Genomic DNA, 13,535 nt, shown 5'->3' on the forward strand with positions numbered 1-13,535 from the left:
TGGCGGGACGCCGACGATCGGTGAGAATGGGGCGGTGACCGCAGAGCGAGCGCCCCGCGTCGCCATGCTCTCGGTGCACACGTCGCCGCTCGACCAGCCCGGCACCGGCGACGCGGGCGGCATGAACGTGTACGTCCTCGAGCTTGCGCGCGCCCTCGCGGCCCGCGGCTCGCGCGTCGAGGTGTTCACCCGGGCCACGTCGTCCGACCTGCCCGAGACGGTGGTCCTCGACGGCGCCGACGCCGACGGCCGCCCCCTCGCCCCCGCGGACGCCCGCGACGTGCTGCTCGCGTGCGACGTCGACCCCGGCGTGACGCCGCCGGTGCTCGTCCACCACGTGCCCGCCGGTCCGTTCGAGGTGCTCGACAAGAACGACCTGCCCGGCGTGCTGTGCGGCATGGCCGCCGGGGTGCTGCGCTCCGAGGCCGCCCGCCGGCCGGGCTGGTACGACGTCGTGCACTCCCACTACTGGCTGTCCGGCCAGGTCGGCGCGATCGCGGCCCAGCGCTGGGAGGTGCCGCTCGTGCACACCGCGCACACGCTCGCGCGCGTCAAGAACGCCAACCTCGGCCCGGGCGACACCCCCGAGCCCACCGGCCGGGTCATGGGGGAGGAGCAGGTCGTCGCCGAGGCGGACGCGCTCGTCGCCTCCACCGCCGTCGAGGCCCGCGAGCTCGTCGAGATGTACGGCGCCGACCCCCAGCGCGTGCACGTCGTCGAGCCGGGCGTCGACCTCGACCGGTTCCGCCCGGCCGGCCCCGGGGCCGCGCGCGCCGCCCGCGCCCGGCTGGGGCTGCCCGCGGACCGGCAGGTGGTGCTCTTCGCCGGGCGCGTGCAGGCCCTCAAGGCCCCGGACGTGCTGGTCCGCGCCCTCGGCGTGCTGCGCGCCACCGGGCGGCCCGTACCGCTGCTGCTCGTGCTCGGCGGCCCCAGCGGACGCCCCACCGCCGTGCGCGAGCTGCTCGCGCTCGCGTCCACGTGCGGCGTCGCGGACGACGTGGTGGTCCGTCCGCCCGCGCCCCGCACCGAGCTCCCCGAGTGGTACCGGGCCGCCGACGTGGTGGCGATGCCCTCGCGCTCGGAGTCGTTCGGGCTGGTCGCCGCCGAGGCCCAGGCCACCGGCGTGCCCGTGCTGGCCGCCGCCGTCGGGGGGCTGCGCACGGTCGTCGAGGACGAGGTCTCGGGCCGCCTCGTGCCCGGCCACGACCCCGCCGTGTGGGCCGACGTCCTCGCCGACGCGCTCGCCGACGACGCACGCCGGGCCCGGTGGGCCGCCTCCGCCCGGGGGGTCGCCGAGCGGTTCGGCTGGGAGGCCGCCGCCGAGCAGGTGCTCAAGGTGTACCGCGTGGCCGCGGAGCACCGCCGGACCTGACGTCGGGGGTTCGTCGGGGGGACGGACGTCGCGGGCTGTCGGGGGACGGACGTCGCGCGCTGTCGGGGGACGGACGTCCCTGCGCACCGGTCCGCCCTGCGGCAGGATGGCGCCATGACCTACACCCTCGTGCTGCTCCGCCACGGCGAGAGCGAGTGGAACGCCAAGAACCTGTTCACGGGCTGGGTCGACGTCCCCCTCTCCGAGAAGGGCGTCGCGGAGGCCAAGCGCGGCGGGACGCTGCTGACCGACGCCGGCGTGCTGCCGGACGTCGTCCACACGTCGCTGCTGCGCCGCGCGATCACGACCGCGAACTACGCGCTCGACGCCGCGGACCGCCTGTGGATCCCCGTGAAGCGCTCGTGGCGCCTCAACGAGCGCCACTACGGCGCGCTGCAGGGCAAGAACAAGAAGGAGACCCTCGACGAGTACGGCGAGGAGCAGTTCATGCTCTGGCGCCGCTCGTACGACGTCCCGCCGCCGGAGATCGAGCTCGGCACGCAGTACTCCCAGGACGCGGACCCGCGCTACGCGGGCGAGCCGATCCCGCGCACCGAGGCCCTCGCGCAGGTCCTCGACCGGGCGCTGCCCTACTGGGACGCCGAGATCGTGCCCGACCTGAAGGCCCGCAAGACGGTCCTCGTCGCGGCGCACGGCAACTCGATCCGCTCGATCGTCAAGTACCTCGACGACGTCGACGAGCAGACCATCGCCGGCATCAACATCCCCACGGGCATCCCGCTGCTGTACGAGCTGGACGAGGAGACCCTCAAGCCCGTCACGAAGGGCGGCACGTACCTCGACCCCGAGGCCGCGCAGGCCGCGATCGCGGCCGTCGCCAACCAGGGCCGCTGACACCTCCGCGCACGACAGAGGCGCCCGCCCCCTCCCCGGGACGGGCGCCTCTCGCGTGCCGGGGTCGCCCCCGGTGGTCGTGCGGCCGGGTCAGGACCCGCGCACCGCGGCGGGGTCCAGGGCCTCGGCGGTCGCGCCCGTGACCAGGTACACGATGCGCCGCGCCACGGACACGCCGTGGTCGCCGAACCGCTCGTAGTACCGGCTCAGCAGCGTCACGTCGACGGTCGCCTGCGGGCCGTGCTCCCACTCGCCGCCGAGCATCGCGGCGAACGTGTCGGAGTGCAGCTCGTCCAGCAGGTCGTCGTCCTGCTCGATGCTCTCGGCCAGCGCCAGGTCGCGCGTGCCGAGCAGCGTGGTGACGCGCCGGGCGACGCGCACCGCGGCGTCCTGCATCTGCGTGAAGGTCTCCTCCAGGCCCGCGGGCACGGCGACCTCCGGGTACCGGGCGCGCGTCACCTGGGCGACGTGCCGGGCCAGGTCGCCCATGCGCTCCAGCGACGCGCTCATGCGCAGCGCCGAGACGACGACCCGCAGGTCGGTCGCGACGGGCTGCTGCTGCGCGAGCAGCCGCACGCAGCGCTCGTCGAGGTCCCGCTCGAGCGCGTCGATCGCCAGGTCGTCCGCGATCACCGACTCCGCGAGGGTCAGGTCGGCCGTGAGCAGTGCCCGGCCGGCGTTGGTCACGGCCTGCTCGACCCGGGAGCTCATGGCCTCCAGGTCGTCGCCGAGCTGCTTGAGCTCGGCGTCGAAGATGTCCCGCATGTGCTCCCTCTCGTGCGCGTGTGCCGCCTCACGGTCGCAGGTCGTGGTGAACGCGACGCCGCGGCCAGGTGAACAGCCCGTGGCAGGACGGCGACCACGGCCCCGGGTGGCGCGACCACGCACCACCGTCGTCCTAGTGTGACGCTGTGGAGCTGTTCGAGGGTGTCGTCCCCCTGGTCGCCGGTGCGCTGGGCGTGCTCACCGGTGCCGTCGCCGTCGGCGCCTTCCGGTGGAGCGAGCGCGTGCAGACGCGCATGCCCCCGCTGCCCGAGCCCGAGGTCGACGAGGGCCTGGTGCGCACGCTCGCGGTGCTGCGCTCGGCGGCGGTGGTGCTGGACGCGCAGGACGAGGTGCTGCGGGCCAGCGCCCCGGCCCACGCCCTCGGCCTGGTGCGCGACGGCCGCCTCGTGCACGCCTCGATGCGGGACATGGTCGCCGAGGTGCGCCGCGACGGCGTGATCCTCGACGAGGAGCTCGACGTGCCGCGCGGCCCCGTCGGCCAGGGGCGGCTGCTGCTGCAGGTGCGGGTCGCCCAGGTGACGCCCGACCTGCTGCTCGTCCTGGCCGAGGACCTCACGCAGGCGCGCCGCGTCGAGGCGATCCGCCGCGACTTCGTCGTCAACGTCTCGCACGAGCTCAAGACGCCCATCGGCGCGCTCTCGCTGCTGGCCGAGACCGTCGAGGACGCCGCGGACGACCCGCCGGCGGTGCGCCGGTTCGCCGGGCGCATGCAGGCGGAGGCGACGCGGCTGTCGGCCCTCGTGCACGAGATCATCGAGCTCTCGCGCCTCCAGGTCGCGGGCGCCCTGGAGGACGTCGCCCCCGTGAGCGTCGACGCGGTCGTCGCCGAGGCCCTCGACCGGGCCCGCACCGGCGCGGACGCCAAGCAGGTCCGGCTCAGCGCGGGCGGCGACACCGGCGTCGTCGTCTTCGGCGACCACGCGCTGCTGGTCACCGCGGTGCGCAACCTGCTCGACAACGCCGTGGCGTACTCCCCGGACGGCACGTCCGTCGGCGTCGGCGTCAAGCGGCGCGGCCACCTCGTGGAGCTCGCGGTCGTCGACGAGGGCATCGGCATCGCCGCGGCCGACCAGGAGCGCGTCTTCGAGCGGTTCTACCGGGTCGACCCCGCGCGCTCGCGGGACACCGGCGGCACCGGGCTGGGCCTGTCCATCGTCAAGCACGTCGCGGCCGACCACGGCGGCGACGTGAGCGTGTGGTCCCAGCCGGGCCGCGGCTCGACGTTCACCCTGCGCCTGCCCGTCGCCGACCAGGGCGACGACCCGGCGGACGCGCCCGCGGCCGACGTCCCCGCGGACGTCCCCCCGACCGACGACGCGCCGTCCCCCGGCGGGACCGCGTCGGCCACCCCCGCCGCCCCGCGCGGCACCGACCGACCGGCCGACGGCCGGCCAGCGACCAGGAGCACCGTGTGACCCGCATCCTTCTCGTGGAGGACGAAGAGTCCTACCGCGACCCCCTGTCGTACCTGCTGGCCCGCGAGGGGTACGACGTGGTGACCGCCGCGACGGGCCCCGAGGCGCTGGACCGGTTCGCCGAGCACGGCGCCGACCTCGTGCTGCTCGACCTCATGCTGCCGGGGCTGCCGGGCACGGAGGTGTGCCGCCGCCTGCGGCAGGACTCCGACGTGCCGGTCATCATGCTCACGGCCAAGGACGACGAGATCGACAAGGTCGTGGGCCTGGAGCTGGGTGCCGACGACTACGTGACGAAGCCCTACTCGTCGCGCGAGCTGCTGGCCCGCATCCGGGCGGTGCTGCGGCGGCGGTCCGCGGGGCGCCCGAGCACGGCGGACGACCTGGAGGACGACGGCACGCTCGAGGTCGGCCCGGTCCGCATGGACGTGGACCGGCACACCGTGCACGTCGACGGGCACCAGGTGGCGTTCCCGCTCAAGGAGTTCGAGCTGCTCGAGATCCTGCTGCGCAACCCCGGGCGCGTGCTGACCCGCGGCCAGCTCATCGACCGCGTCTGGGGGTCGGACTACGTGGGGGACACCAAGACCCTCGACGTCCACGTCAAGCGCATCCGGGCGAAGATCGAGCCGGACCCGTCGACGCCTGCGCTGCTGACCACGGTCCGCGGCCTGGGCTACAAGCTGTCCGACGGGTCCGAGGAGTGAGCGCGCTCACACTCCCGGGAGCCTGATCGGCGGCCCGGGCGTGCGCCCGGACCTGGACCGGTGTCTGGTCGACCAGCGTTCATCCGGGGTTCACCGAGGGCCGCCGATCCGGTCACCTGCTCTCCCTAGCGTCGGTCATGGCCGCGCACCGACCGGTGCGCGCGGACCGACAGGATGGGACACAGTGAAGCTCACCCCCCACAGCCGTCTCGGCGCCGTGGCCCTCACGGGCGCGCTCGCCCTGACTCTCGCCGCGTGCTCCTCGGGGTCGTCCGAGGAGCCGGGTGCGACCGGTGACGGCGCCGCTGCGGAGCTCTCGGGCTCCCTCGCCGCGGCCGGTGCGACCTCGCAGGAGAACGCCGTCGCGGGCTGGATCGCCGGCTTCAACGAGCAGCAGCCGGGCGTCGCGGTCAGCTACGACGCCATCGGCTCGGGCGGCGGCCGCGAGCAGTTCCTCGCCGGTGCCGTCCAGCTCGCCGGGTCCGACGCGGCGCTCGACGAGGAGGAGCTGGCCCAGGCCACGGAGCGCTGCTACGGCGGCGAGGCCATCGAGGTCCCGCTCTACATCTCCCCGATCGCCGTCGTCTACAACCTGCCCGACGTCGACGCCGCGAACATCAACATGTCGGCCGAGACGATCGCGAAGATCTTCAACGGCGACATCACGTCCTGGGACGACGAGGCCATCGCGGCCGAGAACCCCGACGTCGAGCTCCCGGCGATCGACATCATCCCCGTGAACCGGTCCGACGAGTCCGGCACGACGGAGAACTTCACCGAGTACCTCGAGGCCGCCTCGGACGGCGCGTGGCCGCACGAGGCCAGCGGCGACTGGCCGATCTCGGGCACGCAGTCCGGCCAGGGCACGCAGGGCGTCATCGACACGGTGACGGGTGCCGAGGGTGCGATCGGCTACGCCGACGCCTCCCGCGCCGGTGACCTGGGCACGGTCGCGCTGAAGGTCGGCGAGGAGTACGTGCCGTACTCGGCCGAGGCCGCCGCCGCCGTCGTGGACGCGTCCCCGCGTGCCGAGGACGCCACGGCGAACCGCCTGGTCGTCGAGCTCGACCGCACCACGACCGCCGCGGGCGCCTACCCGCTGGTCCTCATGTCCTACTCGATCGCCTGCTCGGTGTACGAGGACCAGGCCGACGTGGACAACGTCAAGGCGTACCTGACCTACGTCGCCAGCCCGGAGGGCCAGGAGCGCGCCGCCGACCCGACCGTCGCCGGCTCGGCGCCGATCTCGGACGACCTGCGCACCGAGGTCATGGCCGCGATCGACTCGATCGCGCTGGCGGGCTGAGAACCGGCCCACCTGTGACCGCCACCGACGGGAGCCGTCCCGGGGCCCAGCGCCCCGGGGCGGCTTCCGCCCTGCCCGGCGACGCCGCGCACGCGGTCACGCCCCCACCCTCCCCGCCCCCCGCACCCTCCGGAGCAGCCGTGGCCGTCACCGCCACCCCCCCGCACGGGACCTCCTCGCCCCCGACCGAGGACGCCGGCCTCGAGCGCGCCGACGTGTCGACCGGACGCGTCGCGAGCAAGGTCTTCGCCGGCCTGTCGACCACCGCCGGCGTCCTCATCCTCGTCACCCTCGCCGCCGTCGCGGTGTTCCTCGTCATCGAGGCCTGGCCGGCGCTGACGGCGTCCGCCGAGGAGCTCGGCGAGATCTCCTGGTTCAACGGCGACTCGATGCTCGAGTACGTCGGGCCCCTGGTCTTCGGCACCCTGCTCGCGTCGGTGCTCGCGCTCGTGCTGGCCGTGCCGGTCTCGGTGGGCATCGCCCTGTTCATCTCGCACTACGCGCCGCGCCGGCTCGCGCAGGGCCTGGGCTACCTTATCGACCTGCTCGCGGCGATCCCGTCCGTCGTCTACGGCCTGTGGGGCGCCCTGTGGCTGCTCGACGTCGTCGGCCCGTTCTTCGAGTGGCTGTCGGGCACGCTCGGGTTCGTCCCGCTGTTCGCGGACTACCAGGCGCCGGCCAAGAACATCATGTCGGCCGGGATCGTCCTGGCGGTGATGATCCTGCCGATCATCACGGCCGTCTCCCGCGAGGTGTTCCTGCAGACCCCGCGCCTGCACGAGGAGGCGTCGCTCGCGCTGGGCGCCACGCGCTGGGAGATGGTCCGCCAGGCCGTCCTGCCGTTCGGGCGCTCGGGCGTCATCTCCGCCTCGATGCTCGGCCTGGGCCGCGCGCTCGGCGAGACGATGGCCGTGCTCATGGTGATCTCGCCCGGGTTCCTGTACTCCTTCGCCCTGCTGCAGCCGGGCCAGCACCAGACGATCGCGGCGAACATCGCGTCGAAGTTCCCCGAGGCGAGCGGCCTGTCCGTGAGCGCGCTGGTGGCGACCGGTCTCGCGCTGTTCGTCATCACGTTCGTCGTCAACTTCGCCGCGCGCTGGATCATCGCGCGCCGCGCCGAGTTCTCCGGAGCGAACTGATGACCGCCGACATCGTCCCCGCCCCCGTACAGCTCGTCGACACGTCGCACGGCCGGCTGCCCCGGTGGGCGACGCCCGTCGCGGCGGCCGCGGCCCTGGTCGTGGCCCTCGTGCTCCTGCTCGTGCTGGGCACGCCGACCGTCGCGGGCGTGGTCGTGCTCGGCGCGGTGCTCTTCGCGGTCGGTCTGACCGTGACCTCGCGCGTCGTCGAGGGCCCCCGCCGCGCGGCGGACCGCCTCGCCACGACCCTCGTGACCGGCGCGTTCCTGCTCGCGCTGATCCCGCTGGTGTCCCTGGTCCTGCTCGTCGTCACCCGGGGTGCCGCGTCGTTCTCGTGGGAGTTCCTCACCACCGACATGGTCGGCGTCTTCGGTGCGATGACCGAGGGCGGCATCCAGCACGCGCTCGTCGGCACGCTGGTGATCACGCTCGCCGCCGCGGTCATCTCCGTGCCGATCGGCCTGCTCACGGCGATCTACCTCGTCGAGTACGGCCGCGGCCCGCTGGCCCGGGCGATCACGTTCCTCGTCGACGTCATGACGGGCATCCCGTCGATCGTCGCGGGCCTGTTCGCGTTCGCGCTGTTCACGCTCATCATGGGCCCGGCGTTCCGTGCGGGCATCATGGGTGCCGTGGCTCTCGCGCTGCTCATGACGCCCGTCGTCATCCGCTCGGTCGAGGAGATGCTGCGTCTCGTGCCGAACGAGCTGCGCGAGGCGTCGTACGCGCTCGGCGTGCCGAAGTGGCTGACGATCATCAAGGTCGTGCTGCGCACGGCCGCCGCGGGCATCGTGACCGGCATCATGCTCTCGGTCGCGCGCGTCATCGGCGAGACCGCGCCCCTGCTGCTCACCGTCGGGCTCGTCACCCAGGTCAACTGGGACCTGTTCGAGGGCCGCATGGCGACCCTGCCGGTGTTCGCGTACCGCCAGTACGAGTCCGGCGGCACGGGCATCGACCGCGCGTGGGCCGCCGCCCTCACCCTCATCCTCGTCGTCATGGCGCTCAACCTGCTCGCCCGGTTGATCAGCCGCTGGTTCGCGCCCAAGGGCGCCCGCTGACCCGTCGGCGCGAGCCGGCCCCCAGGAAGGACTCCACCCATGTCGAAGCGGATCGACGTCTCTGACCTCGACGTCTACTACGGCGACTTCCTCGCCGTCGAGGGCGTCACGATGGCCATCGAGCCCCGGCAGGCCACGGCCCTCATCGGCCCGTCGGGCTGCGGCAAGTCGACGTTCCTGCGCACCCTCAACCGCATGCACGAGGTCATCCCCGGTGCGCGCGTGACCGGCAAGGCGCTCATGGACGGCCAGGACCTCTACGGCCAGGACGTGGACCCGGTGACCGTGCGCCGCCAGATCGGCATGGTCTTCCAGCGCCCGAACCCGTTCCCGACCATGTCGATCGCCGACAACGTGCTCGCGGGCGTCAAGCTCAACAACCGCCGCATGGCCAAGGGCGAGCAGCAGGACCTCGTCGAGGCCTCGCTGCGCGGCGCGAACCTGTGGAACGAGGTCAAGGACCGCCTCGAGCGCCCGGGGTCGAGCCTGTCGGGCGGGCAGCAGCAGCGCCTGTGCATCGCGCGCGCGATCGCGGTGCGCCCGCAGGTCCTGCTCATGGACGAGCCGTGCTCCGCGCTCGACCCGATCTCCACGCTCGCGATCGAGGACCTCATCGCCGAGCTGAAGTCGGACTACACGATCGTCATCGTCACGCACAACATGCAGCAGGCGGCGCGCGTGTCCGACCGCACCGGGTTCTTCAACATCGCGGGCACCGGCAAGCCGGGCCGGCTCATCGAGATGGACGACACGGCGACGATGTTCTCCTCGCCGCGCGAGAAGGCCACCGAGGACTACATCTCGGGCCGCTTCGGGTGACCGGGCGGGTGCGCCGCGCGGGCTGAGCGCGCGCACCCACCGACGACGAGGGCCGGGCAGGTCACCAGACCTGCCCGGCCCTCGTGCGTGCGGTGCGTCGCGCAGCGCTGCGCGACGTGCTGCGCGGGGCCGCGCGGTGCGTCAGGAGGTGGGCTCGGCGGTCGGCGCGGGCTCCTCGGTCGGCGCAGCCGTGGGCTCCTCGGTCGGCTCCGGCGTCGGCTCGGCCGTCGGCACGAGGTCCGCGTACTCGGGCAGGGTTCCGTCGACCACGGGGATCGCGACGGACACGTCGCCGGCGGCGTCGGTGGCCAGGCTCAGCGTGGTGGTGCCGCCCGGGCGCCCCTCGACGGCCTCCGTGGTGACCTCGGCGAGCAGGTAACGCTCCGGGGCGCCGGTGGCGCCCATGAGCACGGTCCGCTCGGCGGGGACCTCGACGTCCACGGGCTCGGCGCCCGCGAGCTGCAGCGTGACCGTGACGTCCTCGGTGCCGCCGTTGGCCAGCGCGCCGGCGAGGGTGCCGAGGCCGCCCTCCTCCTCGGTGACGACGAGGAGGTTGACCGCGCGGACGTCGCCGAGCGTGACACCCAGGCCGTCGGAGGCCTCGTAGTCGCCGATCGTCGTGATCGGGTTGGTCGCCGAGCAGCCGGCGAGCGCCGTGGCGGCGACGACGCCGACGAGGGCGCTCGCGAGGCGGGCGGGGCGGCGGGTGCGGGGCGGGTTCACGGCATCTCCTGCTCGCGGTCTCGCGCGGCGGGCGCGCGGGCACCGCGGTGCGGTGCCGGTGTCATCGACGGTGTCCAGCCGGTGCGCGGCGACGTCGACGACGCACCGCACGCCGTCCCCACAGTACCGGGCCCGTGCACGTCCTCGGTGCGTCCGCGTGGGACGTGGGTCCCGGGGGGCGGGAGGTGCCGCAGGCGGCCCGGACGTGTGCGGCGGAGCAGTCGTCGGGCGCCCCGGGCGGGGCCTCGGACGGGCCGTCGGTACACCCGTCCGGGTGACCGTCGCGGGCCGGAAGGCTGCCCGGAGGGGGTCCGCCGACGGCTGAGCGGGTGGCACCCGGGCGCGCTGACCAGCGTGTTGATGCGGTTCTGCGGGGGTCTGGCCCGGTTCGGCCCGATGGGAGCGTGTTAGCATAGTCGTCTGCGAAAGGGGACACCTGCAGATGACTTTCACTGTTGGGGAGACCGTCGTCTACCCGCACCACGGTGCAGCCAAGATCGAAGAGATCAAGACGAGGACCATCCGGGGCGAGGACAAGATCTACCTCAAGCTCAAGGTCGCGCACGGTGACCTCACCATCGAGGTCCCGGCGGAGAACGTCGATCTCGTGGGTGTCCGCGACGTCGTCGGCCAGGAGGGTCTGGACCGCGTGTTCGAGGTCCTCCGGGCGCCGTACACCGAGGAGCCCACCAACTGGTCGCGCCGCTACAAGGCGAACCTCGAGAAGCTCCAGTCGGGCGACGTCATCAAGGTCGCCGAGGTCGTGCGCGACCTGTCGCGCCGCGACGCCGACCGCGGGCTCTCCGCCGGCGAGAAGCGCATGCTGGCGAAGGCCCGTCAGATCCTCGTCTCGGAGCTCGCGCTCGCCGAGCACACCGAGGAGGACAAGGCCGAGGCCATCCTCGACGAGGTCCTCGCCTCCTGACACACCTGACCGACGGCCCGGGGCGACCCGGGCCGTCGTCATGTCCGGACACCATCCCGAGGGGCACCCGAGCACCGATGAGCGTCGCCGCCGTCCTGACCGCCGCGGGCAGCGGGTCCCGCCTCGGCCACGCGCTGCCCAAGGCGGTCGTGCCCGTCGCCGGTGCGCCCCTGGTCGTCCACGCGGCGCGGGCGCTGCTCGCGGCCCGCGGCGCGGACGCCTCGCGCGTCGTGCACCTGGTGGTCACGGCCCCCGCGCAGCACCGGGCGGACGTCCTGCGCGCGCTCGAGGCCGTCGAGGCCGGCGACGCGCGCGTCGAGGTCGTGACGGGCGGGCGCACGCGGCAGGAGTCCGTGGCGGCCGGCCTGGCGGTGATCGGCGACGACGTCGACGTGGTCCTCGTGCACGACGCCGCGCGCGCCTTCGCGACCCCCGACCTCGTGGCGCGCGTGATCGACGCGGTGCGTGCGGGCCACGACGCGGTCGTCCCGGGCCTCGCCGTGGTCGACACGGTCAAGCGCGTGGGGGAGCCGCGCGGCGAGGAGGGGTGGCCGGTGGTCGAGACGGTGCCCCGGGCGCAGCTGCGGGCCGTCCAGACGCCGCAGGGCTTCCGTCGTGACGTCCTCGTGCGCGCCCACGCCGCCGGGGCCGCACGTGCGGGCGACGAGGCCACGGCGGCGTCCGACGACGCGGGGCTCGTCGAGGACGCGGGCGTGGCCGTGTGGGTGGTGGCCGGCGAGGAGGCCGCCGCGAAGATCACCACGCCGCGGGACGTCGCGGTCGCGGAGCTGCTGCACGGGCCCCGGTCGGGCGCCCGTGCCGACGAGGAGGCCTGATGGACGTGCGGACCGGCATCGGCGTGGACGTGCACGCCTTCGACCCCGACCCAGCGCCGGGGGCGGTGCTGCACGTGGCGGGTCTCGCGTGGCCGGGCGAGCGCCCGCTCGCCGGGCACTCCGACGCGGACGTCGCCGCGCACGCCGCGGCCGACGCCCTGCTGTCCGCGGCGGGGCTGGGCGACCTCGGCGCGCAGTTCGGTACCTCGGACCCCCGCTGGGCGGGCGCGGCGGGCACGGCGATCCTCGCGGAGGCGGCCCGGCTCGTGCGGGCGGCGGGCTTCTCGGTCGGGAACGTCGCCGTGCAGGTGGTGGGCAACCGGCCCAAGGTCGGCACGCGGCGGGCGGAGGCGCAGGAGGCCCTCTCCGCGGCCGTGGGGGCCCCGGTGTCCGTCGCGGGCACGACGACGGACGCGCTGGGCCTGACGGGCCGTGGGGAGGGCGTGGCGGCGATCGCCACCGCGCTCGTCGTGGCGACCGGCGCGGCCGGGGCGACGGACGCCCCGGGGCAGGTCAGCGCGGCGGGCTGACCGCGACCGCCCGCCCGTCCACCGGCTGCCCGCCGGCCGTCCCCTGCGGGAGCGGTGCGGGTCGGGCCGGCTCCGGTCCGGTCACCTGCTCGTTGCCGGACGCCTGCTCGGCCGCGGGGACCTGCACGTCGGCCGCAGCCGTCGCCGGTCGGGCCCGGGGGCGGCTGCTGCCCAGCAGGACGCCGCCCACGACCAGCGCGCCCAGCGCCAGCTCGACCGGCTCGGTGGGCTCGCGCAGCACGAGCCACGACGCCCCGATCCCGACGACGGGCACGAGCATCGAGAACGGCGCCACGACGCTCGACGGGTGGCGGGCCATCAGCCACGTCCACACGCCCGTGCCGACCAGGGTGGCCACCAGCACCGTGTAGGCCAGCCCGGCGAGCGCGAGCAGCCCGGTGGGGCTGGTGAGCCCCGTGAATGCCTCCGCGATGCGCCCGGGGCCCTCGACGACGAGCGACAGCGCGAGCATCGGCACGGGCGGCACGACCGACATCCAGAGCATGAGCCGGAACGAGGAGTCGGGGCGGGCCTGCCGGTTGGCGAGGTTGCCCAGGGCCCAGCCCAGCCCGCCGCACAACGTGAGCAGCACCGGCAGCAGGGTGGCGCCGCCGTCGAGCTGGGCGCGGTGCACGGCGATGCCGGCCAGCCCGGCGACGGCGACCGCGACGCCGAGCCCCTGCCGGCCGGTCAGGCGCTCGCGCAGCAGGACCGCGGCGAGCAGCACGGTGAAGGGCGCGGACGACTGCAGCACCAGCGACGCGAGGCCGGTGGGCATGCCGCTGTCCATGGCCAGGTAGAGGAACGCGAACTGCAGCACGCCGAACCCGAACCCGTACCCGAGCAGCCAGCGCCAGGCGACGGCCGGGCGGGGCACGAGGAGCAGGGTGGGGACGGCGATGACGGCGAACCGCACCGAGCCGGCCAGGAAGGGCGGCATCTGGGCGAGCGTCGCGTGGATCGCGAGGAAGTTCAGGCCCCACGTCACCGCGACGACGAGTGCGAGCAGGCGGTGGGTCAGCGGCATGCCTGGCAGTCTGCGGCAGCCCGACGATGCAGCA

At 74.5% G+C, this 13,535-nt stretch carries 14 protein-coding genes; 11 read left to right on the forward strand and 3 right to left on the reverse strand.

Translation table 11 applies throughout. From position 1 onward, the window contains the following. Positions 1-34: 34 nt before the first annotated feature. Positions 35-1,372: a glycosyltransferase gene (locus BKA21_RS13570; protein WP_239072810.1), complete on the forward strand. Its 1,338-nt coding sequence runs from the start codon at positions 35-37 to the stop codon at positions 1,370-1,372. Between the two features lie 114 nt (positions 1,373-1,486). Then, on the forward strand, positions 1,487-2,227 hold the full coding sequence (locus BKA21_RS13575; RefSeq protein WP_140459602.1) for a phosphoglyceromutase: 741 nt from the start codon (positions 1,487-1,489) through the stop codon (positions 2,225-2,227). Between the two features lie 90 nt (positions 2,228-2,317). On the opposite strand, the gene phoU is transcribed toward BKA21_RS13575, so the two are convergent. Beyond that, complete coding sequence (gene phoU, locus BKA21_RS13580; protein WP_140459603.1) at positions 2,318-2,992, reverse strand: phosphate signaling complex protein PhoU; 675 nt, start codon at positions 2,990-2,992, stop codon at positions 2,318-2,320. A 146-nt stretch (positions 2,993-3,138) separates the two neighbouring features. Here phoU and BKA21_RS13585 point away from each other — a divergent pair, with 146 nt between their 5' ends. The 6 genes from BKA21_RS13585 to pstB all read left to right on the forward strand — a co-directional run bounded on the left by BKA21_RS13585 (position 3,139) and on the right by pstB (position 9,460). Beyond that, on the forward strand, positions 3,139-4,428 hold the full coding sequence (locus BKA21_RS13585; RefSeq protein ID WP_140459604.1) for a sensor histidine kinase: 1,290 nt from the start codon (positions 3,139-3,141) through the stop codon (positions 4,426-4,428). Next, on the forward strand, positions 4,425-5,135 hold the full coding sequence (locus BKA21_RS13590) for a response regulator (protein WP_140459605.1): 711 nt from the start codon (positions 4,425-4,427) through the stop codon (positions 5,133-5,135). Before BKA21_RS13585 ends, BKA21_RS13590 begins: the two co-directional genes overlap by 4 nt. Positions 5,136-5,319: 184 nt before the next feature. Continuing rightward, entirely contained in the window at positions 5,320-6,441 is a 1,122-nt protein-coding gene (gene pstS / locus BKA21_RS13595) for a phosphate ABC transporter substrate-binding protein PstS (RefSeq protein ID WP_140459606.1), read from the forward strand. A 140-nt stretch (positions 6,442-6,581) separates the two neighbouring features. Continuing rightward, positions 6,582-7,580: a phosphate ABC transporter permease subunit PstC gene (gene pstC, locus BKA21_RS13600; protein WP_140459607.1), complete on the forward strand. Its 999-nt coding sequence runs from the start codon at positions 6,582-6,584 to the stop codon at positions 7,578-7,580. Further along, positions 7,580-8,641 carry a phosphate ABC transporter permease PstA gene (gene pstA, locus BKA21_RS13605; protein WP_140459608.1) on the forward strand — a complete coding sequence of 354 codons (1,062 nt, stop codon included), beginning with the start codon at positions 7,580-7,582 and terminating at the stop codon, positions 8,639-8,641. Before pstC ends, pstA begins: the two co-directional genes overlap by 1 nt. 39 nt (positions 8,642-8,680) lie before the next feature. Further along, complete coding sequence (gene pstB / locus BKA21_RS13610; RefSeq protein WP_140459609.1) at positions 8,681-9,460, forward strand: phosphate ABC transporter ATP-binding protein PstB; 780 nt, start codon at positions 8,681-8,683, stop codon at positions 9,458-9,460. 141 nt (positions 9,461-9,601) lie between these two features. On the opposite strand, the gene BKA21_RS13615 is transcribed toward pstB, so the two are convergent. Then, the gene (locus BKA21_RS13615; RefSeq protein ID WP_140459610.1) at positions 9,602-10,183 is read right to left on the reverse strand and encodes a hypothetical protein; all 582 of its coding nucleotides are present in this window, start codon (positions 10,181-10,183) and stop codon (positions 9,602-9,604) included. A 442-nt stretch (positions 10,184-10,625) separates the two neighbouring features. Here BKA21_RS13615 and BKA21_RS13620 point away from each other — a divergent pair, with 442 nt between their 5' ends. The 3 genes from BKA21_RS13620 to ispF all read left to right on the forward strand — a co-directional run bounded on the left by BKA21_RS13620 (position 10,626) and on the right by ispF (position 12,474). Beyond that, the gene (locus BKA21_RS13620) at positions 10,626-11,108 is read left to right on the forward strand and encodes a CarD family transcriptional regulator (RefSeq protein WP_135973343.1); all 483 of its coding nucleotides are present in this window, start codon (positions 10,626-10,628) and stop codon (positions 11,106-11,108) included. A gap of 77 nt (positions 11,109-11,185) precedes the next feature. After that, positions 11,186-11,944, forward strand: a complete 759-nt coding sequence (ispD, locus tag BKA21_RS13625) for a 2-C-methyl-D-erythritol 4-phosphate cytidylyltransferase (RefSeq protein WP_140459611.1) — start codon at positions 11,186-11,188, stop codon at positions 11,942-11,944. Beyond that, positions 11,944-12,474 carry a 2-C-methyl-D-erythritol 2,4-cyclodiphosphate synthase gene (ispF, locus tag BKA21_RS13630; RefSeq protein ID WP_140459612.1) on the forward strand — a complete coding sequence of 177 codons (531 nt, stop codon included), beginning with the start codon at positions 11,944-11,946 and terminating at the stop codon, positions 12,472-12,474. Before ispD ends, ispF begins: the two co-directional genes overlap by 1 nt. Here the strand turns inward: ispF and BKA21_RS13635 are convergent. Next, complete coding sequence (locus tag BKA21_RS13635) at positions 12,458-13,501, reverse strand: EamA family transporter (RefSeq protein ID WP_140459613.1); 1,044 nt, start codon at positions 13,499-13,501, stop codon at positions 12,458-12,460. The genes ispF and BKA21_RS13635 overlap by 17 nt on opposite strands. Positions 13,502-13,535 lie beyond the last annotated feature (34 nt).

It is taken from the genome of Cellulomonas oligotrophica, from assembly GCF_013409875.1.
Lineage (GTDB): Bacteria > Actinomycetota > Actinomycetes > Actinomycetales > Cellulomonadaceae > Cellulomonas > Cellulomonas oligotrophica.